Source organism: Brevibacillus sp. NRS-1366 (assembly GCF_050467985.1).
This window is the reverse complement of the sequence record NZ_JBITPN010000045.1, coordinates 1-23,158: the sequence shown is the minus strand read 5'-3', so window position 1 is coordinate 23,158 and position 23,158 is coordinate 1. Positions and strand designations below refer to the sequence as shown.

The following is a 23,158-nucleotide window of genomic DNA, read 5'->3' as shown; positions in this document are numbered from 1 at the left end:
TTCCCTGTCGTGAACACGGTTCTACTTCTCCTCTTCCATCGTCATCACGATAAATTCGGTCCCATTGTTTACTACGGAGGCTTTTTCTTTAAAGCCCATTTTTGAATAAACCTTGATCGCTCTGGCATTAAAGGCTGCAACGGTTAATCGTAGATTTTTTGGGGGAAATTGCTGTTTCGCAAATTCAATTCCAGCCTGTAAAAATGACTGACCCATCCCCTTTCCTGTCAACTCTGGTTTCAAGCCGAGCCCGATATCGAGCACGTTTTCGGTCTCGTACAGCTTTTGTTTTTGACCTTCCGGGACTTGGGCATTGCGCCCGAAACAGAAGAAGCCCAAAAGCTGACCATCATTGTCTCGAACGGCATAGTAGGTACCGTCGACCAGTTCTTGAAATGTTTCTGGGCTATCGTCGAAATTATAGAACGAATATTCCCCAGGATATTTCCAGTTTGTTATTTCTTTTGCATCTGTGATTGTCATTAAATGAAAGTTCATTTTTTAGCCCTCCTGAAAACCTTTCAGCTCACTTCGTCGGTCATTTTTTGAGGAATCTCGATAAGGCTCATCCCTGTAACCAAATCTTTGTATTACTTGGGTCCGTACTGTGTTTGCCGATCAGGCGTTTTCGTTGAATGGTTACGTTTTTCTGTTACCCAAGTGTGCTCCCTATCCGTATTAGTCTCTTTTTCAGAGGCTTTCAATCGTTTATAATTATCTGAAAAGGGGGTATTGCTATGGCAGTTCATGAAGTCAACTTACCTACATCCCCAAATACGCTTAAAACGAAAGAACTACCGTTGTTCGACGTGCAGAAAGACCCAAACCTCGCAAGCGAGTTTTACAACCAATTAATAGAAATGGTTGCTGAGTTCGAGATAGGTCTGGATGAACACCACGAAGTCGGAATACGATTAGTCTCATTCGGACAAAACATCACGTTGCGTGTCGAGGGTATTGGCTATTATAATCCAAGCCTCATTCGCTTCTTTGGAACGGCAGAAGGAGGAGCATCAATGGAGTTAATCCAGCACGTAAGTCAAATTAGCTTTCTGTTGATGGCCGTCAAGAAAGCTGATCCATCCAATCCTCCAAAGCGAATTGGATTTAAAGCGGAAGATCAAGAGGAAGGCGTGTAACAGCGTCTTCTTTTTTTGCAAGAAATAAAGACCCCGGTTGGAGTCTTTCGCTTCATTAGGCTGTTTGCTTGTATTTCTGGACCATTCTTTTAGAAGGCGCTCCGGTTCAATTCGAGTTCGCTCATGAATGCCGTTGCTGTTTGTAATAGTTAATGGGCCTTTTGATGTTCATAACAATACACCTTCCCTTGAAATCTAGACTGGTTTTCTAAGCAAAACTTTGCAATTTTATCAGTGACTTGCTTCCCGCTTACCACCACTCTTTATCCCTTCAACATGGGAAGTCCTAGCTTTTGAGTCTGTAATGTTTTCACTTTCTATTGATACATACATGCTCTCGATTTGTTCTGGAGTAAACCTTTGTTCTTTGTTCAATTCCCTTAAACGGTTTATTTTACGCTGAATAAATTCTGTTAGCTCAATATCGACACGATCAAATCATTCGAACCGATTTTTCTAAGCACAGGATCGACACTGAATGGGCAACGCCTAGTAAAAGACACAAGTGAAACAAGGTGATCTTTATCCACATCTATTATGCTTCGTATTGATTCTATGTGACCAAACGCTTATTTACCGTCCACTGCTCACTAGAATTGCTGAAGGCCGCTACAGATAATAACAGATTTACTAATTTGTAAGGCGACCACTTTCAAAACGGCGCCCCCCTCACCTTTGTGCCCTTCCTGTACTTGCCGTCTCGCCAATTTCGGGTATTTGCTTACCTGATTTCCATTGACAAAAAAGATGGATTTGGCTTTATACTGTTTCAATAGGTCTAGAGTTTGCGGTGTATATAGTGGGTTAGGACCATCGTCAAAGGTCAGGGCGATCACTTTTCGCTTGGTAGATGCCCCCTTGGGCTTTATAATAACGACGGTCTAACCCCGATTTGGCTGTGGCTCCCTGATTCAAAGATATCAAGAAGATGAAAGTGACAACGAGAGAAAATAGCAACAAAAGTCTTTTCATGGTGCCTCCCCGAGCAATTATGATTACGTTCTCTCTTCGGTAGCAGCTATACAGATTCCCGGTCAAAATGATGCTCTTGGAGTCTCGTTACTATCTTCTCCACAAATTCTTGTTCTTTCTAGATCTTTGCGAAGTTTTTAATCTCATACTTTCGAACGAGTTCCTTTGTTGACATTGCAATGATCTTAGGAATAAGAAGGTCTTTTTTTGATTGTAATCTTTGTTTTCCCTGGGGATGAACAACAATCAATAGTATCCGTAGGTAGGCCTTGATAAAAAGAGAAAGGGGTCCCTTTTGCAAGTCAATTACGCTAAATCCTAATTGCTTGGCTCCACGATGTACTAGGGAGACGCCATATATTCCTTTTACATTTTGATAGGTTGGATGACTACGGAGAAGCCGTAAGATTTTCGGTAATAACTGCTCTGTTGCCCTAATCATTTGAATAGCGAGCTGTATAGAAGAGCGAGAACTTGTTGTCATCGTAAACAGCAACTCATTGTCAAAATGGAGTTCAGCAATCCGGTCTCCTTTTCGAATCTCCTCCCCATCCGCCAATCGAATCGTTTTCCCCCTATAGATACGCACTCTTACGTGTAAAAATTGATTGTTCACATCAATCGGTTTCATCCCGGAAACCATATGAAATATCTTTTCCCACTTCATCCATAAGCTTATTAGTAAACGTTTCCTCCAACTTACTTGTGTATGAATCATCCGTTCATGTAATCGAATCATTTCGTCCACCCTCACACATTGATAGCCTTGAAGCCTGATTTCCGTAAAAACATCTTCTAATGCCTCAATAGTATGTAACGGCGCATTAAGATTTGCTCCCCATGTTGTTCCACTGTCATGTAGAAGGATTACTGCTCCTCCCCTTACCCGTTTTAGCAATCTATTCTTGATTTTTTTACTCCCCCCAATGCTCCACCAATCTCCAACCATCAATGACCATAACACCACTCGATAATTTTTTTGAATGTATAAATCAAAAAGACTAAGCAGCCCCCACGGTGGACGGTAATAGATAGGTCGTACACCAGTAATTCGTTCAATAATGTCAACTGAACGGTTTAATTGACTTTTGACTTTCCAAGGTGCCATCAACCAATTTGCCTGATGCTGATAGTTGTGAATCCCGATTAAATGTCCCTCCTGGTGCATACGCAGAATGAGTTCGGAACATTTTTCTGCTTTTGAACCGAGTACGAAAAAAGTTGCTTTTACCTTATATTCCCTCAAGAGGTCGAGTAATCGAGGTGTATAGTTTGAATCGGGACCATCATCAAATGTAAAAGAAACCTCACGACGTGTTCGAGTCTTTTTAAATACACCAAAGCCGAAAATCAGTGTCATAATCCCTGGAATCAACCAATGCACAAATACCAGAAACAAAGATATCCACAGTATTCTTTCCATCATTTATCCTCTCTAACAAACACATGGTAAGTTTACTTTCATCCATATACGATCATATACGATCAAAATATTTTTTCACAACTGCACCTCATTTATCCATTTAACACAAAAAAACCCTGCGCCTAAGCGAGGGTTTGAAGTAGGGACACAGGGACGTGTTGCGAAGCTTTTTAATTGGTTTCGTAGCAGAATTATCACTTTATGTATAAGTAACAACCTCTTTGGTAAGAAAGGGATAAGGTACTATTTAGGAGGTCAGAAATGAAGAAATCGTTCTTGTTTGTGTCAATCATCATAGTATTATTGATTGCATTAGTTAGTATCATGAAAGTAACCAATAGAATTGATCAAAAAAGTGTCATCCAAAGTGACGCAGCCACAAAAACCCATTCAGAAGTATTTCAAGAGCAAGCTCCTAAATGGGAGTCGGTAAAGAGAGTGTTTAAGAAGAGGTCAGTTCAAAACGATGTGTTTAGAGTAACGTTTCCACGTTCTGATTTGTATGTAAAAGTAGGGGATGTTCAAATTGATCCGAACCTTGCTTTAACATCTTATTTAACATTTAAACAAGTAAGCGACCATTCTATGATGATGGGCGATCTTGTTCTCCTTGAAAATGAAGTCAAGCCTGTCGAGACAAAGCTAGCTGAGCTTGGAATTGAAGTTACTGCTTTACACAACCATATCATGGAAGAAAATCCAAAGATCATGTATTTGCATGTTGCTGGCCACGGTGATCCAGTAATTCTGGCACAAAAGATGAAGGATGTTCTTGCCTTAACGGGTACTCCATTAACATCTCCCCCACCTGAAAGAGCTCAAGCTACCTTTAATTGGTCTAAGGTTGAGGACATTATAGGATGGGAAGGTCAACAAAGAGGAAAGGTGTTTCAATTCTCTATACCAAGACCAGAAAAAGTTACGGAAAAAGGTGTAGTAATTCCACCTTCTATGGGTATCGCTATGCCCATTAACTTTCAATTGATTGGTAACAAAGCAGTAACATCTGGCGATTTAGTTCTATTTTCAAACGAAGTGAATCCAGTTGCCCATGAATTAACGAGAAACGGGATTACCGTAACAGCTATACATAATCACATGTTGAACGAATCTCCTCGATTATTCTTCTTACACTTCTGGGCAGTGGATGAACCTACAAAATTAGCTAGTGGACTCCGCATGGCACTAAATCAAACCACTGTAGGAATAAAAACGAAGTAACCATAACGTACAAGACATTGTCATATTTCGATCGTTTAGGGATTAGCCTATTTCTTAGTTAGAATCACCCTTTTTAGACGCGGCCTATCCCGCTAAGCAATACACGACAGGTTGTTTCCTTCTTAGGAAACGGCCTTTTTCCCCTTATTCCTCCATCTGACCTCAGCGTAAGTATTTACTTTTAAGAATTGGGCTTATTTTATTTGTAGTTTTTGGGCTAATGCCCATTCACGAACATGGGTAAACACATAGAAATACATCATGTTCAAATCGCAGAGGGAACGTCTCAACTTTTCAGGTGTAGAATTGTCTCTCGCTCTGCACTTTACACCCATCAATTTTTTGGAGGTCCTGCATGGCAGATATATTTGTTGATAGATCCTTAGAAGAGATACGTTTTTGGTCTCGCATTATGAAGGAACACTCCCTATTTTTAAAATTAGGTTTCAATTGTGATGACACCCATTTAATTAATGAAGCGGATCGTTTTTACAGCATTTTTGAAGATATTGAAAACCATGCGCTAGCCTTTTCTCCAGATGTAGATCCGCAACAAATCTATGACTTTAATAGAATCGTTCATAATGCTGTTTCTCACATTTGGGCATTTAAACGCAAAGTACTCGGATTAATTATTCGCTGCAAAATTGGTGGTAACAACTTTCCGTTGTTGGTTGATCACATTAGTAGGGAAGCTGCATACTTCAGGAATCGTCTCGAACAACTTAATACCGGAACACTTGATCCATTACCAGATGCCGTTATTAATGAGAACGTCTTCTTCCTACGAATCATGGCCGATCATGCAAAATTTATTAACCATTTGCTCGACCCATCAGAAAGAAAACTAGTAGAACAGGCAAGAGATTTTAGTCATGACTTTGATCAATTATTATTTCAAGCACAGGACCTTGACTCCATGCGACCACAATCCCAAACCCAGCCGCTCCTCGATCAGTTTGTAGATCAAAATCGTGTTTCAGTTCGTCAATTGAGAGACTTCAAGAAAACTGCACGTGATCTGATTGAAGCATGCAGAATTAAAAGTATTATCCCTCCACTACTAGCTGATCATGTCTTTAGAGAAGCCTCGCATTTTCTCGAAATCTTAGATTCTTTTGAGTTAGCCCTAACCTCCTCAAAGTAGCTATCGATTCATGAAACATAATTTAATATAACCTGGTCTCTATTCGGCCAGGTTTTTCTCGTGTAAACACAATTGCTTTCCCCCGCCTTAAGATAATTTCTCTTTTGTAAAATTGTTTTTCTAGGCACTCCCTAAATTGGGTTCAATTTAGGCTAGAATGATTAGTTAAATGCCCAAGCCATCAGACAGAGTGATACATAACAATGAAGAGATCAGAAAGGAGGCAAAGTCATTGTCACGTAGACGCTGTAGACGTAAATGCGAGTCGTCATGTTCTATGAGGTATGATGATCCACCGCCGTTTCGTGGTCGAGGAGGATTTGGCCGTAGATTCAGAACCTTTGAGTCACCTGGATTTAGAAGGTTTCGAGAATCACCCTTTTTCTTCAGGGAGTCGCCTTTCTTCTTTGGTGAATCACCTTTTTTCTTCTTTGAATCCCCCTTCTCGAGACGCCGCTTTTTCCGCTAAGCAGCACGATACAGGTTGTTTCCTTCATAGGAAACAGCCTCGTTTTTCATATTCCTCGTCGATCATCGACTCTACTTCTTTCGTTTGATATCCACTGACTAACAGAAATTCTCTAATCTCAGCTATGGCCTTGCCTCCTATTACTTTTCTGTGTGATATTTTAAGAATCGCTACATGTACATAATTACCTATGAGTAAAATTTCCTTCCTTCCGTTTGTACGAGCTGAATGCTATTTCAGTATGAATTGACATGTGTTTACCCCAAGAACTATTCAAACTATTGATATTGGTCGCCGTGTAATTCGTCATTACAGGGTTAGAAGTGTATAGAGTGATTAACGTGAACGGGAGGCGTTAAAGCTGGTTCTCGTTCCTTTTGATCCAGTTCGTCTACTTCTTCAAAAGCAGCTTGTAGTACGCTGGCTAGAACTCCCCGGACAATCCCGTCGCCTTTTCTCATTCCCGCGTGGTAGTTCAACTGCAATACCTTTACGTTTCTTTGCTAATTGACCCGGACGATGTTGGTATCCTCGATGGCTTACAGGTCAATGCCAGCATCCAAATCTTTGGCTTACTTTGGCAAAACTGCGTCACCGTGCGGCGTTTACACCTCCCTATTAATTACCTTTTTCAAAGGCTTTTAATCGTTTATAATTATCTGAAAAGGGGGTATTGCTATGGCAGTTCATGAAGTCAACTTACCTACATCCCCGAATACTCTTAAAACAAAAGAACTACCGGTGTTCGAAGTGCAGGCAGACCAAAACCTCGCAAGCGAGTTTCACAAGCGATTGATAGAAATGATTGCTGAATTCGAGATTGGTTTGGATGAACACCACGAAGTCGGGATGCGCCTCGTCTCGTTCGGACAAAACGTTACTTTGCGTGTCGAGGGGATTGGTTATTGCAACCCAAGCCTCATTCGATTTTTTGGAACGGCTGAAGGAGGGGCGTCAATGGAGTTAATCCAACACGTAACCCAAATCAGCTTTCTCTTGATGGCCGTCAAAAAAGCTGATCCAGCCAATCCCCCCAAGCGAATTGGGTTTAAAACGGAAGAGGAACAAGAGGAAGACGTGTAACAGCGTCTTCTTTTTTTTTGCAAGATATAAAGACCCCAGTTGGATCTTTTAGAAGACGATCCGGTTCAATTCGAGTTCGGTCATGGATGGCGTTGCTGATCTAGCGCTAGAGCCCCTGTCAAAATAACCCCCACTACTTTCCTTCGCCTGGTTCTTGACTTCCGATACCAAGCCAACTTTTTTGCAGAGGATGCTGCCCTGCTTGTCTAATGCTACATATCCTGCTTAGGGAGACCGGTCAATGCCGACAAATCCCATTTTTGCCTCTCCATTTTACTCCCAGAAAATACAGATTTCCTTTCATTCATACTATTCAATTCATTCAAGTCGATTTAGGGAATAGCACATAATCGTGAAAATAGACGTATGTCCATGAAGGTTCGTCCAAACCATTTCTGCTCTTTTTGATTACATATAAAATATGGAACGAGTAGGAGGTGAAGGAATGTCTGGTTTCTTCTTCCGTCGGCGCCGTCGATTTTTCTTTCGCCGCCGCCGTCGCCGTCGCTTCTTCTAGGTAGAGGTAACCTGATACCGTTCGATTTATCATTTTGGACGGTATCTCTTTTTCTTAGGGAATACGATCGTGCTACAGTACTCCTGCCCATCCATTTGCTGGCGTAGCAACGTTATCTATGCTTTGAAAAATTTCATGTGGACATCTTCCTCCTCGCCTCCTCGAGGCACAAGGAAAGTCTATCCATTTTATTTGAAGGAGATGGACTGTCTCACCATCGAGTGGAGATTCATTATATATGCTTGTTCCTGCATATCACCTGGCCCAGTTAAGGAAGCACTGGCTCAGGCAGAAGCCGTATTCGCAGGGAAAGTTACTAAGATTGTCGAACCCAGACCAAGTGCGCTAGGAATTATCTCATCAGCTGATCCCGTCTATGTTACCTTTGATGTTTCTAAGAGCTGGAAAGGTGCTCATACAAAATATGTCACCATCATGATCTGTTACTCTTTAACCGTAAATTTTTGACTATTGATTTACCCTGTCTAGTTATTACATCATCTGGTATACTCCCATGTCTTCTAAACTTAGCTATCACTTTGTGAAGTTTTTTCTTATATGTCTTTGTAAGGGGAAATCTTTTTACATATCTTTTCATTAATATTCGGGAATAGTTTCGATCAAAATCTATGATCCTTCCAAGATGTTTTCTTAAGTTATAGGACGATGACCTATAAAAAAATGCTTCTTTCTTGTTGCATCACCTACCACGCTTTGACTTGGAAACCTTTAAATACTGATTTTAGGAAACAAAAATGTTATTTAGTTGTCCTGCATTTTAAAACAATATTCCAATTTGCCTTTAACTTTTCGATTGTTTTGTTATGCTAAGCGTGTGACTAGTTCGTTATACTCCTCTACCCATTCTGGTGGGACCGGAGAATCCGCAAACACATAGTCCGAATAGCAGATGAGAGGTGGTGGAATCTCTGTTCGTCCCAAAACTTTCGAGGCATAATCCCGATCGGAAGTTTTGTCGCTTCGCCTTTTCGCCCGCATCCGCACTCCCATCCGCAGTTTATGCATCTTATAGGCACTGGTTTTCCCCCCATTTAACAAATCGTGTGTTTAGAAAATAGAGAAACAAACGAGATTGAAGATGAAACAGACGAAGACGGAAATATTGAGTTGAATATTTATGGTGAAAAAGAAGACGGTTATGCGAGTGAGTTCAGTATAACCATTAGTGAATTGGAAGTCATTGAATATGAGGACGATTTAAAATCTGAGGATGAAGAAGACGATTCAGATTACTTTCTTTTTAAAGTGGTCATGAAAGATGGAACAGCACTATATTTCCACTCCATGTATGCTGATTAGGGAAAATATAATAAAGCCTACTCAACCATTAAGGAAAAGTAGGCTTTATTTTTTACTGTCAGTGCTAGCATCCATTTGCCACAATCATTACTATTCAGTAGCCCCATCGTCACCTAACACTTCTGGGTAATACCGTTTAATAACATCTACAGATGTGTTCTCTTTACTTACATGAATAAATCTTGAATAGATTTCTGTTCCATTTGTTACGTCGTCATCATTTAACTCAAAAACATGTAACGATCTTACAAACTGATGCTTAACTATTTCACCATAGGTATTCGTGGACTCATGCTCAGCTATTTTCGCAACCTTTTCCGCCGACTCAATAGCTAGTTCCATATTCATCTCTTTTACAAGAATAATACTTTCTTCAAAGAGCTTCATATTGTTACCATGAATACTATCATCAACGTTAAGATGATATGAGTTACCCGCTGTGTGGATTGATTCAAATAAAACTTTAACTGCATACCACTTTGTTTGGGTTGGTTTAGAACTAGCTTCCATAAATTACTCCTTTACCTTTAATTTTTACTGAATCTCCTATCATTTAGTAACTTCTTCGCTTTTCTTGCCGTTGCATTACCTTTTTTAGCATCTGCTTCAATTTCATCTAAAGTTTTATCTAAGTACTCACTAGGAAATTCTCTCAAAATAGAACCTTTTCTATTCTTCGCAATATAGTCCGAAGCAGTTTCTGATTTCAACCATGAAGATACCACATCATAGAGCCATTCACCTGCATACCAAACTGCTGTACCTATTAGTATAGCTCCTGTTGCTAATAGAGCAACCTCCCCAATGCCCGGAATGAAATAAACTGCTACTACAGCCCCCGCTGCTGCTGCCTGTGGTGCTTTAGCAGTAGTTGAAACGCTATATTTAACTTCGCTTTTTTCAATCTCTTGTAGGATTTTTTCATACTTTTCTATCGTTGCTGGGTCTTTGATCGCTTCAGGATGATTCGGATTGAAAAATTCTTTTGGAATCTTGTTTTGGCTGATTCCGATACTAGCTGATGAGTTGCCATTAGGAGTTGCTGCATATGCACCTCCAGCATAAGCAACTAGCATCGTTGTAGCAAGTACAGTCGATAAAAGCTTTTTCATTACAAAAAATCCTCCCTATTAACGCGTATTTTGTAGTTGTATTTTAGCCAGAATTGTTATATTTTGAAGCAAGTTCTGGCTAATAAAAGTAGTTCATACTATAAATTGGTAATATTCTGTTAAAAAATGTAAAGATTTTACATTTTTTTATTAATAGATAAACTGCTTGTAGTAATTTTTATATTTTTGATAAATCCAGCAAATGACATCGTAGTATCAAAGGTAGATAATTCACAAAAGGAGCACTGATTAATCAGGCTCCTTTTGTCTTGTACTAACCTTTATATGTTGTAAGTTATATTGACAATGCATTCTATTTTTTATAAATTTGGTTCAGAGGAATTCAACCTCTTTTCTTGTTCGAACCCCCCAATGAGGAATTGATTAAGGTGACCTCATAGGGGTTTCTTATCTCTTTTTTAGTGTTCGTTTTAAGTCTTCATTAAGTTTTTCTTCTATACATTGACTTACTAATACACATTGAATACATTTTAAAGTGAAAGAAACCCTTTCTTGCTACGCTCCCCCGTTGAGAACACCTACTCAAAACGAGGGAGTTTGTTCGTGTTAAGTGTATTTATATGATTCTGTATGATAATGCAAAAACATGCATGATAGTGTATTAAAAATAAAAGTGGGTCGGTCTGGACGATTGAGTTTTTACATCAATTAAATTAGCCAATTCATCTATGCTGTTGTGGTCGTTCACAAAGGAAAATACAGAGCTAAAGAATCACCTTAATACACATCTTAAAAAGATCTATCAGGAAATATAGACATCATATCCCCCATCAAACTAGTACACGTATAAATGCGAAAGCGACTGTGTGGGATTTAACTAATGGATCCAACTACTGTCCTATCTCTTGGATAAGTAAATCTCCATACTCAGAAAAATTAGTTTTAGACTGAACCTAACAATTGAAACAGCAGCGACCTAAGACCTGAAAATAAAGTCTTAGACTCGCTGCTGTTTTATTACGCTAACGTTCCTCGTTAGCGCAATGAACTATGCTCCCTCTAGTATTGATTGTGGCTGCTCTCGCTCTGAGCTTGCTTTTGACCTACATCCCGTTACATTTTGTTACTGCCTTTTTAAGCCTTTCCTCTGGCGGCATGGACCAGATGGCGATCATCGCAAAAGAAGTACATGCGGATCTTTCCATCTTGATCTGCTACCAGCTATTCCGAGCGTTGTTTATTTCCTTGGTCGTGCCCCCCATTTTAAAGGTCGTGTTTAAAAAATATAGCAAAGCGAAAGCGGCTATAAGCTAGCAGCTATATCACTCCAAGCTTTGTGCACGAGATTCCCAGCTAAGAAATAAAACGAGCATGCTTTGAAACTCCGATCAAAGCATGCTCGACTGTTTTCCATGGACTACCAAGCCTTACTCAAAAACAACCATTTCTCCTACTTCATGAAATCCTGCTTTCCGATAAATGTTGATTCCATCTGAAGAAGCTTGTAAGACGCAAGGTTTCCCTTTACCCTCCTCTTTAATCCGCTGGAGCAGATAGCCAAACATTGTGCTGCCGAGTCCTCTTCCTCTATATTCTTGTCTTGTCATTACATCATAAATTCCATAACTGCTATCTGTTTCAATCAAGCAGCCCGTAGAAACGGCTTTACCGTCCAAAAGGCCAATAAACCACTGTTGGTGTGGATGAGCAGAAAAGCTCGCCGCTGCTTGATCAAATAACCGTATGAGGACCTCTTTCTCAGGACTGCCCTCAAACAAAGATTGAAAAATGGCAGCATAGCTACGAACATCGTCTGCATTTAGTACCTTCTTGATTTCAAAAAGGTCAGAGTGCATGGGTGAAACTGTCTTGATCGCGTCACTTTCTAATTTCATGGTAGCGTTTCGCTCAGCTTCCGCAAGCCCGAGATCAGTCAACAGCGCTACAAGCTCGTCTGTCAAAAAGCGCTGATCTGTCCAAACACTTACAGGAAACCCCTTGTCTGAAAAGGAACAAATGGCTTCCTCTACATTCGTTAGCGCATCTTTGGGCAATACTGACAACAGAATAAGTACATTAAATGTATCGGATGGCAAGCCAGAGTCAACGGCGATTACATACTGATTTTCATTGACATGCGCGCCTGAAATCCATGATGGAAGAGCGGATGTTTTCTTTACAAAATTATCTAAAACCAAATCTTGATTTGAGAACATATTGATCACCATTTTCCCATTGAATGAAAGAGCGCTCTTAAAATGTATTATACCTACAGATTTCCAATATTCATATCCAGTTCACCGATTCTCAATCCTCCCATAATATTCTGACTTTTAACCTCATCTCTGCAAAAAAACCAGCCCAACACTCAAGCGCAAGTGTCAGACTGGCTCCATTTCTCATTTATGGTATATCGATTCTATTTGGAATCAAGTGGTCTATCGAATACAAATACAGTCATGGCGATATCTTCTTCGATATTGATATCGGAAAAAATACGAACGATTTTGGCCTTCGTCAAATCTTCGAGCTTTGTCACGACCTCTGGATTCGTATAAATCTTTTTCACCAATTTTGTACGAGCGTCATGAACCATTCTTCGGCCGTCATTCGAGGTAATCATAAATTTTCCCACGTTCGTCAGGTTCCCTTTCATCTCACTAATTGCCCAGGTATCACTGAAACGGGTAAATATTTCTTTGGGTCCATTTCCCACATATTCTTTGCGAATCTCGCGAACGAGCATGCTGAATTGATGCTCCAACTGTTTTGACATGGCTTATCTCGTACATTTTATTGTAATCAGGATTTTACGGTTCCTGGTAGAGACCCTTATTTTTGTTCAAAGGTAATTCTAATCCCTTTAAGTTTCACTTATATCACCTTCTCGTCTTTTCCTAATGGCTAGACCAAACTAGAGTTCTTGCACCAACAAAAAAGCGTTTCATTCTGTTTCGTCTTTTATTTAGATTTAGGGAACTGTCCTGCCAATTAGCGGAGTCAGTTATAGAAATGAATACATTTTCAAATGGGATAATCATGTTAGTGAGAACGGTGAAAGAGCATGGTTTCTAAAATTGAAAATCTAATAAAAAAAATTATCATCAGCTGATATTGCTAAAACACCGCTAGAATATTTTTGCAGTTGCAGCACTCGAAGCATTAAACGTTGTAAATTGTTCGCGAAGTGGCTCATGGGATGTAGTTAGGACACTATGCTTCACATCCGACCATGCTCCAAAGTTGTCTACTACCTTATTACCTCCTTCAAGCACTATTTCAAGTTTAATCGGTCATTTATTTTTATCCCATGTATATGATGTAGTACTGTATGGCGATAATCCGCCCTTTGGCGCAAGTGGGGTATATGCTTTATAGGGTTCATGAAGCTCTGTATATGCTCCAATTGTTAAAGCATTCCATGATTGACCTGGATTTTCTACTACACTTGTATAATTGCTGTCAGGGTACTCATCCCGATTATTAATTTCATTGTTACCCGCTGAAACAATGAATAGTTTATAAATTTCATCGATATAACCAGAAGTAAGCTCGTCAATAGCTGCCGACCAGGAAGAAGGTCTTCCATCATTCGGTTGAACTCTGGGCAAGGACAATCACCCCTTATCCTTCCACTTCCGCCAGTTCTGCTGCTGACTCTTTTTCTTGCGGCAGCTTAGAGCCATCACACGTTCTTTAGATTTGGACATTACGCATTTTTTAGACTGCAATGTGACAACCCTTGGTGCAGGGTTATGAGCCAACGATAGAGTATCTGCCCGAGGATTTACATTCCGCAACCTATCAGCCCACCATTTTAACGTTTTCTTTAAAGATTCCAAAAGCATTGAAGCACCCTCCCTCTCAATTTTTCTATCTTGATTTCCTTACACACAGCATCGAGGTCTTATCAGTGACCTAACCGTGTATTCTGATTTGGCTCGTTGATCACTTTCTCTTTTTCGAAAATTGGTGTGCACACGAGTGCACTCCTACGGGTTCGGTACCCTGTGTAAAGAAGAAAAATTCGCCCAGTTGCCCAGGCGATAAGAAAAGAAGTTCGAAAGATGAGCAACCTTCTGAGCGACAAAAATCAGCCGCCCGGGTTATCCCCGAGCGGCTTGTCTCATCGTGCGTTAACTTGATTATAAATGAGTAATGTTTGAATCTGCAAAAAGTGTCCAAAACGTCAGATGTGTCAGATATGTCAACCTTTCAATGTCCAAGCACCTTTCTTTCCCCTACTTAGGGTCCTTACTGTTCCGTGAAAATAAAGTTGTAGACTGTGAAATAAAGTGTTAGACTAGCTTCCAAATTCTTCAACTATACGAACGGGCAGTTTTGCTAAAGAAGCATAAAGGTTCTGTAATTACTTTTGCAGAATATATAATATTGAATTGAAATGGAGGGTTGAGAATTTGAGGGAAAATATCATAACGTTGTCTGACGGAAGAAAACTTAGCTATGCAGAGTACGGTCAAAGGGATGGTGAAGTAGTCTTCGAATTCCATGGAACGCCTGGATCTCGCTATCAAGTCGACGCCACCCGACTGGAGTCCATTGCAAAGGAAGGTCCGGTTCCTCTGCGAATCATCGTACCGGAGCGACCTGGGTACGGATTATCAGATCCAAAAGCAGGAAGAACACTTGCAGACTGGTGCCAGGATATAGAAGCCTTGAGTAACGAACTTGCTGTAGAGCGTTTTTCCATTGTAGGTATTTCAGGGGGTGGACCTTTTGCACTGGCGTGCGCGTCTAGGATGCCAACTCGTGTTCGAAAAATTGCCGTTATTTGTGGGTTGGGTCCCATCGATGTCCTTGGACAAGAAGGTCTCTCGAATGAAGAAAGGACTTTTTTTCAAGGCCCTGAATTCACCCGTATGTACATAACTCAGTTAGCAAACAAGCTCAATGCTGACCCAGATTGGTTCACGTCGTATTATCTCTCTAACCTTCCAGAATTGGATCGAGAACTAATTTCGGATGACCTGATTCCCGTTTTCAAACCATACGTCATCGAAGCGGTTCGGCAAGAGGAAGGGATGGTTCATGATTTTATTATTTTTGGGCAGCCATGGAACATCCCACTGCAAAAAATTCGCGTTCCTGTTGCTTTCTGGCATAGCGAAGCTGATCACAGTGTACCGATTAGCCACGCAGAATACCTAGCGTCTCTCATCCCGCACGCAGAGCTGCATCGAATACAAAACTATGATCACACAGGATCGGTTTTAGCTGCGCAACCTGAGCTCTACGACTTTTTAACTACGGACTGAACGGCGGCTTTCAGTCGATTACCACGAGACCGGACCGTTTGTTTGAAGGATCGTTGTTGTACGAACGGGGGGCTAATGTGAAGGGATACTGAAAACACTTTATTTTCGTATTTTGATTATTTTTTCTATGGAAGGATCAAATAGTCTAAAACTAATTTCACTCTGGCAACAGCCTTGCTTATATAGGAAATGCTATTGATTACGTGAGCAATAAAACCCTCGGAGAACTCACGCGTCGTTGCACGTTTCAATTCAATTGCGTTGTCATCTGCATGCTTACCTCGAAGGGACGGAAGAATCATACCACTACTGGGGTCATAAATGACACGCTCCGCTTGCTCAGTCAATTCGGTAATAAACGGTTCCCTACGTTGAAAATACGGCACGTCTCGCCAGGCATCTACGATGTACTCACGAAAATTAATGAGCTCGCCTGCCTGCTTGATCGCTAGGGGATCACGAACTTCAACACCCAGCGTTTTCATTGTTGCAGAGAATCGTTTATTTTCGAGACTGAATCGTTGAACTAACGCTACTTCCGACGCAATACGAGTGTCATCGCTCATATCAATTCCTGCAATAAAGGCACAGAGTGCGCTTTCGGTCAGAGAGGAGTCTTTAAACGCGTAGTAGAGGTCGACGTCCTTCTTTCCTTTTTGCTGTAGAAGTTCACGCACCTTCGGGAAGTTTCGTAATCCGTACTCTACAACAGCGGCTGCGCGGTTGTGAGCGTTACGTAAATCAAACTCGTAGAGTCGCCCAAGTCCAAGGGCATATTCTTGAGTTGCAAGATTTGTCGTGAACAACTTGATAAGCCGGGCGTGTTCCCCTTTGCCAATTACGCCACTCTCATAAATCGGCGTAGTCACGTATGAAGAATGAAGAACCAAGTCCGCTGCGCGCTCCTCGGCTATCAGAGCGTGGGAATTACGTTTGTTACTTTCTATGCGGCCCTTGTAACGGTTGTAAATCTTTTTTCCAACATTCAGTTTATTTCTCATCTTGATATTCCTCCTCTATCGTTTCAATTTTTTTGATGCTGCTATCCAATTTTGAATGCTCGAACATTTGAAGCGATGCCGCGTAAATCGCCCTTTCCCCTTCTCGTAGTTCGTAGCGCTCTAGCAAACGAAGGCCGCACTCGACCAGGAGTTTCACCTGACCTACGTACGCATTGATGGAATCGCCATCAGATTGGTCAAGCAATTCGTAATCAAACGCAAGGTGACGTACGAAGGCAGGCATTTCGTTCTTAACTTTGTACCGGATGATATTCGCAGATGTTAGGTTACTCTCGGAGACATCTACGGGAGGAGATTCGTCCGCCCTTCGTTTTGCTGCCTCTACGGCCTCCTCCGCTTTCACCCGAATGTCTCCGCGTGATTGTTCCACTGGAGTACCGTTTGCCTCGGCCTCGGCGTGTTTCATTTCGGAATGGGCGTGTATTCGCCGGAAAAAACGAGATTGAAAAGATCGGGACGATTTTGCTTCACGGAAATCAAGGAGTACATACTTCATGGGCTAATTCCCACCTTCTTTGCCAGGACTACGGCAACTTCTTTAGATGTAACTTCTCTGCAATTTTGCAGGGAAGTTACATCTGTCCGTTTCCCTTGAGAACGCGGCGATAACGCATAGAGTGCGCCAATTCTCGTCGCCAATGTCCGCTAGGAGTCCGGAGTGTACTGCGTCTACGTACATTTTTACGAAGATGCGCGTTTCGCGACGTCCAGTAGTGACGGAATATTCCGATTGGGTTTCGACTGATACGAGGTTTTGTTTAGCGGACATTTACGTGATCACCTCCGCATGGTAAAATTTAGGCAACCCTTTACGTGTACTGCCGAGCCATAGCGGACGCCTAGCGCAATGGCGCTAAAATCGGTAGAAAAGGGGGCCTGCGGTATGAACTATCGCAGTAACAACACAACGAATATTACGATTAACCTAAACTCAGAGGACGTATGGTGGCTCATATTCCTCGCAGAGCTCCTCAGATTTTTCTGAGGGGTTTTTGTGTTTCTAATTAGAATTAACGACGCTCGGCAGTACCCTGACACACTTTCTCTGATAATAATTTTTTGTCACTGGAGACCCGTCGATTTCACACGCTTTCGGAGAAAATAAATAACGCCAGCCCCGAAGGACTAGCGCAGTATTTTACGTTCTTTATTCAATTTGCCCATAACCTCATTTAGTGGTGAATACTGTTCGTGTTGATTTTTAATAGAAGCCTTTGATAGATGCGTGTACCGCATGACCATCCGCAAATCCGAATGCCCTAGGATTAGCTGTAGGTGACGTAAATCTCCGTCTGCTTCCAAGAACATCGTTGCCGCAGTATGGCGGAATAAGTGCGGATGTACTCGTATTGGAATCTCCGCTAGTTCAGCGTACTCTTTCAGGCGATGACGGGATTGCCCGTCGCGCAACGGCTCACCATGATTCGCGAGAAAAACGTAATCACTATCGAAATCGTCATTTTCGCATAATAGGTCTTGTATCAATTTTAACGTTTGCTTCTTCAACGGTACCGCACGAGATTTCGGTTCTTCGATTGTTCTGCACGAATCGTAATCATGCCGAGATCAAAGTCGATATCTGACAACCGCAATGACAGCGCCTCGTTAATACGAAGGAACCCGTCAAGAAGCACGTTCATGACTACATAATCGCGGAACCCACTATACCTTCGTTGATTGGGCGCGGCCAGGAGCTTCCTCAGTTGATCAACCGACATTATATGAATCTCGTTGTCGTCTTCTTCTACTTTCTTAACGCTATCGAACGGATTCACGTCGATTAACTCCTCTTCCGCAAGATACCGGAACATCGTCCGCATCTTTTCAACCGCGTGTTTACGGAGGATGCCGAAAGCCCCACGGTCTGTTCCGCCTCCGACTTGAACTTGTGTCCATCAAACCGCACCTTTTCGTTAAGATTCCATACGATATACTCGCGAATAAAGTCAGGCGTTACCAACCGCACGTCATGCCCGTATCCGCGTAAATCCATGTACGTTACGAAAAATCCGTAATTTTCCCGGTAACTTTCGAGAGTACGATCCTTCCGTCCCTCCGCTACCTTGGCGTGATAAAATCGCTCGAATAACGCATCTAACGAATGATCGGACGCGACCGAGAATCTTTCGACCTTTGTACGTCTGCCTTTACGCTTGTCAATTGCGCCCATAAATCAAAAAACGCCCCTTTCCGTTTATTACGGAATAGGAGCGTATGGGTTCACGGCCAGTCCCCGTGTGACCATTCGTAACCAGCACCACCTTGCGGTAACTTGGAGCGACACCTTGCGTTACAGTGTCCGAGACGTCCATCGGTCAGTCGATCGGGTCAAAACGTTTGATATAGCGCGGTTTCTAGCGTATGGTGATCCGGACTGGGTTCGAACCAGCGACCCCCACCCTGTCAATTACAACTTCACCTTATCCCATGTTATCCCTTCACGCCCTAAGCCGTACTATATCAACGTTTTCAAGGTGATCAATTAACCTCTATTTACCTTATAAATACTACTCTTACCGATATTCTGCCACCCATTTTGCCACCCACTTTTGATATAAACTAAGGGGAGTCATAAATCTCCCCTAATTCCCTTCTAACCAATTTAGAAACACACTTTTGGCTACCTTAATTCTTGTCCCTGCCCTTGCTACATGGAATTGACCAGAGTTACAAAGTTCATATGCTTGGCGTTGTCCAATGTTCATGATTTGTTTGATGTCCTTTACGTCTAGGACATCAGGAAATGATTCCAAAATGTTAATACCACTATTCATATCTTTATCTCTCCCATTTGTATGTGTATATCGACTCGTTTGTCCAACTTGATCAAATTAAAAAACCCATCGACCGAATCGACAGGCTGGATATGTATGATATATGTATAAATTCCGTGACTTCATTGACCTGCGGAAATATTTAGAACGGGTTGAATATTACGAAATTTAGAAAGGAGGCCAAGTTTAAAGAAACGTATCTCCGCAAGGACTAGCCTGAAGAGACAGATTGTTCACCGAGCAGGATTAAAAATGCCTCGTGGATGGGGATGGCTGCGTAATCCGAAGAAGTATGTCTATAACAAAATGTATCGAAAAACTACAGTTGATGTATTTTCATTGTTGAAGAAGTTGTTTAAATAGGGACAGAGTGTCCCCAACTTTCAAAATTGTAAAGTGAGTCGATGAATTCGACCAAGTTTTAAGTGTGTATTCAAAGTACACAATCCAAATAAATTTCTATCAAACCACGTTTTCATTAGAGTACAAGATGCATTCTTTTATAGAGTTGCAGCCTGTTGTTCTAAAAAATAGAGTGACACATTGTCACTCTATAGATAAGGACACATTATCCCTATGCTAAAATTAACTCAATAGCGATTCGTTAGTGAGTTTTTCTTTGATTATAAAAAGCCTGAGCCTCTCCTTCAATATGCAGGAGTGTCTGATACCCGATCCAATACAAAAGTGATAAACATAGGTAATCGCTCATAAACAGGGCCTTCATCTACTGACTTTTTCCAATCATCAGGATTGTTCAGGAATCCCTTTCTAGCCAGGTCATCAAATGCAGTCTTGGTGCATTCTCCTTCGTTGCCACTCATAAGCACTTCATTGCTTCAATTACCTTCCTCAATGCTTCTTCCTTATTCTGTTGATTCATTAGATTAGTATCCCTCTTTATCTTCAAAGATGTAGTTGACCATTTAGAAATTTTACCCCCGAGTGATTTTTGACAGAGGACGTAGCAGAAGTTTTTTAAAACACTGCTTTGCTTTGATAATGAGATTACATACCTAAAATGATGGCTTAGGCTGACGGAATCTTAATTTCAAAAGGAGGCTTCTGCCAAATCTTGTCGAATAAATCCAGTACATAAATTCAGTCAAAAGAGAAAGGTGTTCTCCTGATGCCCATCATTATCATCATATTAGTTATCGTTTTTTTCGTACCTTTGCTAAATTTTGCTAGTGTAGCTATCGTAGCGGCTGGTGGTCTGTTGTTATTTCTGCTAAAAGCAGTTCCGTACATTATAGGGGTAATCGGAGCCATTTGGTTAATCTCCCCTCATTATCGTTAAAATATCTGATTCAAAAGAAGCGAAAAAATCTAAGATTCAACCTACCAAACCAAAAGCAGAGCCTCAAGAAAATATTTCTTATCAGGTTAGCTTCAAAGATCTGCAAACCCTCCAGACGTATTTTTTGAAATATGGTACTTACCGAGGGCATCAAGTTTATCAAGCGTTAACACCAGCTCAACAGAAATCAATGGACACATTAATGAATGACTATCAGGATAATTTAAGAAACAGTAACTTCAATAGGTGAGCGGTAATATTATAATCATTTCGAACTGGTGAATGAAAAACGTCTCCAGTCTCGGGATATAAATAAAATAAATAAGAATTTTTGGGTAGAGTCATTTATAAGTAGTTTCGTATTGATTTAAAATTCGCATACTGTCTAATGTGAACAACATTCTAAATGGGGAAACGATCTTATGTCTATACTTATTCATGCATTCAAAAAAGGAAAGAAGAGACTCTAGGTCAATGAGATTAATTAGTTACTAATATAATCGTTATTTGATTTATTCTGTACTGTTAAAAATGTATAATTACAGAAAAAACTAAGGATGTCATTTAATGCGAAAACTGTTTGCTGATTTTGATGGCTCTTATCTTCATGACCATAATATAGGTGCTATTGGTGTATGTCTAAGGGATAACGTTACTAATAAGACAATTTATGAATACTCCGAAATTACGGAGGCGAAAGATAATATTGAGGCAGAATGGAAAGCTATCAACCACCTAGTTAAAAAACTAACTGATCCTGTTTTAAATAAGAATTATAGTGTGTTTGTAATCCGCGGGGACTGTAAAGACGTTATAAATGGGCTAGTAAGGAAGGAAGTAGACCCAGAATACAGTATGTTATTTACTGAAGTTATGAATCATTTGATGAATTTAAAATCTTACTATATTAAAACGCTACCTAGTAAAAGTAATTCACTAGCTCATAGTGTTTGCAGACAAGCAGTTAAAAAATATAAGTTGTCATTAATACCCATCATAGACTTTGAATAAAAAAAGATACATTTAATCAACCTCAATATTTACAGGAGTTCAATTTCTGTCACATTCATTATGATATCATCATAAGAAAATAAGTAAGAAGTGAGGGATTTTCATTGTTATTGATAGATGCCTCAATACAACTGGATGAAATCATTACAAAAAATATTCAAGCTGGATTTTATAACGGAAGGACGGTTCCTTGCCTTATTTATGAAGGTGAGTACATTAAGGAAGTCAACAAAAATACTAAGTATAAACTAAATGGATTAAAAGAGATTGTCGAAGAGGTAATAACTAGAAAAGATATGATACGGGAGAACCATTACAGAGTTTTTTAGTTACTAGGCAAATCGGGTCAGATAATCCATCATCCAAAGAAAAAAAGTATATGTCTCATACTAGGGTTTCTTTAATATATAGCGAGGACAACCAAATTAGAATGTGGACTCCTACGAACAAAGAGTTATTTGAAGACTTGAAATATTTTTGTGAACATGCTGGAAAAGAAAATCTTGACCTAATAAAAAAGATAAATGACCAATTATGTATTAGCAAGGACTTTAACGTTCAATCCCTCATAGAAGAAATCTACAAAGGAATTTTAGAAATTTCAATTGCCTCTACAACTTTAAGGAGAAACAACTTTGGTGATTTTAAGCCACCTATGAAAGCATTCTTCTCATTAATTAAGAACATCATGATTTCTGAGGATATGAGATTTGATGGACAAAGGCATTTAGGACGATACAGGTTTCAGTTGTCGATGTTCGATTATATAGTAAATGATAAACCTATTGATCATGTTTTAGATTAATTTAAATAAAATACGCATTGAATCTAAAGACTTTGCAAGCTGCGAAGTCTTTTTGCTTGCATAAATTGAGTGTAAGTTCCATGACACGAGAACAAACATTCTTTTCAAGAAATCTGATTCAATGACAAATAAAGTTGACATCGTATTTTGTAACATAGGCTTCATTTTACCAAAGTATAATACAACCATAAATTTCACATTACACAAGAATGCAATACTATCTACTAACTCTGCCCTTCCAAGTAATACATTTGATTTATCTTTCCTTAGCAAGCTTTCTATATCAAGCTTCTCACCCTTATCTTTTTATCAGCAGTGTAGATTCCCGTTTTACATTTCAACACTACATAACCTAATTGGTTTCCTGCTTTTAATGTCACACTGTCATTAGTTTGACTAGTTATCGTGACTATACTTGAAGAATTACCGTCCGCGTCAGTAACTGACCACTCACAAAAAGAAGTACCAACAGGTTGACCATTATTCGTCAATGTTACCTTCTGTGTTTGGCAAAATAGAAGTACACACTTTGGCAACCGAAAAGTGCAGATCATTTCCGAAAATGAAAAAAGCCTTGCCAGCTAGCTAAACAACCCTCTACTCTTC

General features: G+C 40.4%; 23 protein-coding genes and 2 pseudogenes. 10 read left to right on the top strand and 15 right to left on the bottom strand.

The window, feature by feature from the left end; all coding sequences use genetic code 11:
- Window positions 1-21: 21 nt before the first annotated feature.
- Window positions 22-498: a GNAT family N-acetyltransferase gene (locus ACIFQN_RS27730; RefSeq protein ID WP_429836274.1), complete on the bottom strand. Its 477-nt coding sequence runs from the start codon at window positions 496-498 to the stop codon at window positions 22-24.
- 239 nt (window positions 499-737) lie between these two features.
- Here ACIFQN_RS27730 and ACIFQN_RS27725 point away from each other — a divergent pair, with 239 nt between their 5' ends.
- A complete protein-coding gene (locus ACIFQN_RS27725; RefSeq protein WP_429836273.1) occupies window positions 738-1,139 on the top strand; it encodes a DUF6173 family protein in 402 nt (133 codons plus the stop codon).
- A gap of 590 nt (window positions 1,140-1,729) precedes the next feature.
- Here ACIFQN_RS27725 and ACIFQN_RS27720 read toward each other — a convergent pair.
- From ACIFQN_RS27720 to ACIFQN_RS27710, 3 genes are all read right to left on the bottom strand, one after another.
- Window positions 1,730-1,975, bottom strand: coding sequence for a polysaccharide deacetylase family protein (locus ACIFQN_RS27720; protein ID WP_429836272.1), 246 nt, complete (start codon window positions 1,973-1,975; stop codon window positions 1,730-1,732).
- On the bottom strand, window positions 1,956-2,111 hold the full coding sequence (locus ACIFQN_RS27715; protein WP_429836366.1) for a hypothetical protein: 156 nt from the start codon (window positions 2,109-2,111) through the stop codon (window positions 1,956-1,958). Before ACIFQN_RS27715 ends, ACIFQN_RS27720 begins: the two co-directional genes overlap by 20 nt.
- Before the next feature lie 118 nt (window positions 2,112-2,229).
- Window positions 2,230-3,537: a polysaccharide deacetylase family protein gene (locus ACIFQN_RS27710; protein ID WP_429836271.1), complete on the bottom strand. Its 1,308-nt coding sequence runs from the start codon at window positions 3,535-3,537 to the stop codon at window positions 2,230-2,232.
- A gap of 258 nt (window positions 3,538-3,795) precedes the next feature.
- On the opposite strand from ACIFQN_RS27710, the gene ACIFQN_RS27705 reads away from it, so the two are divergent.
- From ACIFQN_RS27705 to ACIFQN_RS27695, 3 genes are all read left to right on the top strand, one after another.
- The gene (locus tag ACIFQN_RS27705) at window positions 3,796-4,755 is read left to right on the top strand and encodes a DUF1259 domain-containing protein (protein ID WP_429836270.1); all 960 of its coding nucleotides are present in this window, start codon (window positions 3,796-3,798) and stop codon (window positions 4,753-4,755) included.
- 355 nt (window positions 4,756-5,110) lie between these two features.
- Complete coding sequence (locus ACIFQN_RS27700; RefSeq protein ID WP_429836269.1) at window positions 5,111-5,902, top strand: DUF2935 domain-containing protein; 792 nt, start codon at window positions 5,111-5,113, stop codon at window positions 5,900-5,902.
- A 1,147-nt stretch (window positions 5,903-7,049) separates the two neighbouring features.
- Complete coding sequence (locus ACIFQN_RS27695) at window positions 7,050-7,454, top strand: DUF6173 family protein (RefSeq protein WP_429836268.1); 405 nt, start codon at window positions 7,050-7,052, stop codon at window positions 7,452-7,454.
- Window positions 7,455-7,776: 322 nt separating this feature from the next.
- On the opposite strand, the gene ACIFQN_RS27690 is transcribed toward ACIFQN_RS27695, so the two are convergent.
- On the bottom strand, window positions 7,777-8,004 hold the full coding sequence (locus ACIFQN_RS27690; RefSeq protein ID WP_429836267.1) for a hypothetical protein: 228 nt from the start codon (window positions 8,002-8,004) through the stop codon (window positions 7,777-7,779).
- Between the two features lie 1,095 nt (window positions 8,005-9,099).
- Here ACIFQN_RS27690 and ACIFQN_RS27685 point away from each other — a divergent pair.
- Complete coding sequence (locus tag ACIFQN_RS27685; protein WP_429836266.1) at window positions 9,100-9,291, top strand: hypothetical protein; 192 nt, start codon at window positions 9,100-9,102, stop codon at window positions 9,289-9,291.
- Window positions 9,292-9,381: 90 nt separating this feature from the next.
- Here the strand turns inward: ACIFQN_RS27685 and ACIFQN_RS27680 are convergent, their stop codons facing one another.
- Together ACIFQN_RS27680 and ACIFQN_RS27675 are read right to left on the bottom strand one after the other, a co-directional pair.
- Window positions 9,382-9,801, bottom strand: coding sequence for a DUF4288 domain-containing protein (locus ACIFQN_RS27680; RefSeq protein WP_429836265.1), 420 nt, complete (start codon window positions 9,799-9,801; stop codon window positions 9,382-9,384).
- Window positions 9,802-9,818: 17 nt separating this feature from the next.
- Window positions 9,819-10,403, bottom strand: a complete 585-nt coding sequence (locus ACIFQN_RS27675) for a hypothetical protein (protein WP_429836264.1) — start codon at window positions 10,401-10,403, stop codon at window positions 9,819-9,821.
- A 1,011-nt stretch (window positions 10,404-11,414) separates the two neighbouring features.
- Here ACIFQN_RS27675 and ACIFQN_RS27670 point away from each other — a divergent pair.
- Window positions 11,415-11,678 (top strand): AbrB family transcriptional regulator, encoded by a 264-nt coding sequence (locus ACIFQN_RS27670; protein WP_429836263.1) that lies wholly within the window; start codon window positions 11,415-11,417, stop codon window positions 11,676-11,678.
- 113 nt (window positions 11,679-11,791) lie between these two features.
- Here ACIFQN_RS27670 and ACIFQN_RS27665 read toward each other — a convergent pair whose 3' ends face one another.
- From ACIFQN_RS27665 to ACIFQN_RS27655, 3 genes and pseudogenes are all read right to left on the bottom strand, one after another.
- Window positions 11,792-12,580, bottom strand: coding sequence for a GNAT family N-acetyltransferase (locus ACIFQN_RS27665; RefSeq protein ID WP_429836262.1), 789 nt, complete (start codon window positions 12,578-12,580; stop codon window positions 11,792-11,794).
- A gap of 203 nt (window positions 12,581-12,783) precedes the next feature.
- Complete coding sequence (locus ACIFQN_RS27660) at window positions 12,784-13,140, bottom strand: DUF2294 domain-containing protein (RefSeq protein WP_429836261.1); 357 nt, start codon at window positions 13,138-13,140, stop codon at window positions 12,784-12,786.
- 352 nt (window positions 13,141-13,492) lie between these two features.
- Window positions 13,493-13,975, bottom strand: a pseudogene (locus ACIFQN_RS27655) (S8 family serine peptidase).
- A gap of 807 nt (window positions 13,976-14,782) precedes the next feature.
- On the opposite strand from ACIFQN_RS27655, the gene ACIFQN_RS27650 reads away from it, so the two are divergent.
- A complete protein-coding gene (locus ACIFQN_RS27650) occupies window positions 14,783-15,640 on the top strand; it encodes an alpha/beta fold hydrolase (RefSeq protein ID WP_429836260.1) in 858 nt (285 codons plus the stop codon).
- 125 nt (window positions 15,641-15,765) lie between these two features.
- Here the strand turns inward: ACIFQN_RS27650 and ACIFQN_RS27645 are convergent, their stop codons facing one another.
- The 5 genes and pseudogenes from ACIFQN_RS27645 to ACIFQN_RS27625 all read right to left on the bottom strand — a co-directional run bounded on the left by ACIFQN_RS27645 (window position 15,766) and on the right by ACIFQN_RS27625 (window position 19,436).
- On the bottom strand, window positions 15,766-16,641 hold the full coding sequence (locus tag ACIFQN_RS27645) for a hypothetical protein (protein WP_429836259.1): 876 nt from the start codon (window positions 16,639-16,641) through the stop codon (window positions 15,766-15,768).
- Complete coding sequence (locus tag ACIFQN_RS27640; protein WP_429836258.1) at window positions 16,631-17,158, bottom strand: hypothetical protein; 528 nt, start codon at window positions 17,156-17,158, stop codon at window positions 16,631-16,633. Before ACIFQN_RS27640 ends, ACIFQN_RS27645 begins: the two co-directional genes overlap by 11 nt.
- Window positions 17,159-17,787: 629 nt before the next feature.
- A pseudogene (locus ACIFQN_RS27635) lies at window positions 17,788-18,380 on the bottom strand (tyrosine-type recombinase/integrase).
- 62 nt (window positions 18,381-18,442) lie between these two features.
- Window positions 18,443-18,832, bottom strand: coding sequence for a hypothetical protein (locus tag ACIFQN_RS27630; RefSeq protein WP_429836257.1), 390 nt, complete (start codon window positions 18,830-18,832; stop codon window positions 18,443-18,445).
- A gap of 412 nt (window positions 18,833-19,244) precedes the next feature.
- Entirely contained in the window at window positions 19,245-19,436 is a 192-nt protein-coding gene (locus tag ACIFQN_RS27625) for a helix-turn-helix domain-containing protein (RefSeq protein WP_429836256.1), read from the bottom strand.
- Between the two features lie 156 nt (window positions 19,437-19,592).
- On the opposite strand from ACIFQN_RS27625, the gene ACIFQN_RS27620 reads away from it, so the two are divergent.
- The 3 genes from ACIFQN_RS27620 (at window position 19,593) to ACIFQN_RS27610 (ending at window position 22,552) form a co-directional block, all read left to right on the top strand.
- Window positions 19,593-19,799 (top strand): hypothetical protein, encoded by a 207-nt coding sequence (locus ACIFQN_RS27620; RefSeq protein WP_429836362.1) that lies wholly within the window; start codon window positions 19,593-19,595, stop codon window positions 19,797-19,799.
- A gap of 1,504 nt (window positions 19,800-21,303) precedes the next feature.
- Window positions 21,304-21,747 (top strand): ribonuclease H family protein, encoded by a 444-nt coding sequence (locus ACIFQN_RS27615; RefSeq protein WP_429836255.1) that lies wholly within the window; start codon window positions 21,304-21,306, stop codon window positions 21,745-21,747.
- A 430-nt stretch (window positions 21,748-22,177) separates the two neighbouring features.
- The gene (locus ACIFQN_RS27610) at window positions 22,178-22,552 is read left to right on the top strand and encodes a hypothetical protein (protein WP_429836254.1); all 375 of its coding nucleotides are present in this window, start codon (window positions 22,178-22,180) and stop codon (window positions 22,550-22,552) included.
- Window positions 22,553-23,158 lie beyond the last annotated feature (606 nt).